The organism is Mesorhizobium sp. M7A.F.Ca.US.005.03.2.1, from assembly GCF_003997795.1.
GTDB lineage: Bacteria > Pseudomonadota > Alphaproteobacteria > Rhizobiales > Rhizobiaceae > Mesorhizobium > Mesorhizobium ciceri.
Genome location: NZ_RZRP01001408.1, coordinates 1 through 837, shown reverse-complemented (window position 1 = coordinate 837; position 837 = coordinate 1). Strand labels below are relative to the sequence as shown.

Annotated in this window: 1 protein-coding gene; it reads left to right on the top strand. The window is 57.3% G+C overall.

Annotated features, from left to right (window positions below):
- On the top strand, window positions 1–810 hold an 810-nt coding region (locus EN991_RS38140; protein ID WP_245461202.1), incomplete at its 5' end, for a phospholipase D-like domain-containing protein.
- Window positions 811–837: the final 27 nt, after the last annotated feature.

Genomic DNA, 837 nt, shown 5'->3' with positions numbered 1-837 from the left:
ACGTTGGACCGTGTAAACAACCGAACTCATCGCAAGCTGCTGATCGTTGATGGCCGGATCGCTTTCACTGGCGGGGTCGGCATTGCCGATGATTGGCGCGGGAACGCACGCAACTCAAATGAATGGCGCGACACGCATTACCGGATCGAAGGACCAGCCGTGCCCGCATTCCAGGCGGCGTTCGCCGAAAACTGGCTTGAGACGACCGGCGAGACATTGCAGGGCGGGAAGTTCTACCCTGCAGTTGCGGCCGCTGGCGGTCTCGATGCGCAGTTGATACTTTCTTCGCAGCCAAACGGCTCGGAGAACATGGAGTTGATGATGTTGGCGGCAATAGCCGCGGCCAAGGATCATCTGCGCATCGGCATGGCCTACTTCGTGCCGGACGACATCGCGCTGCAGCAGATTCTTGATGCAAGGAAGCGAGGCGTCTCGGTCGATGTCATCGTTCCCAATTGGCTCACGGATGTGCCTGTGGTGCGAAAGGGCTCGCGCTTTTTCTGGGGCGAATTGCTCAAGGCCGGTGTGCGCATCTTTGAGTTTCAACCCACAATGTACCATCCCAAGCTTTTGATCGTCGACGATGCCTGGGTGAGCTTTGGCTCGGCTAATCTGGATGAGCGATCCTTGCGCCTCAACGATGAGGCCAGTCTGAACGTCTACGGCTTGGAATTCGCGCGGACGCAAATAGACGTTTTCAACGAGGACCTGAAGCGATCAAGGCAGGTCAGTCTGGAAGAATGGCAAGCGCGTCCGCTAAGCGAAAAGGTCACCGACTACTTTGCGAGCAGGTTTCGCTCCCAGCTCTGATAATGGCGAGGAGGCGGAGATCCAAAG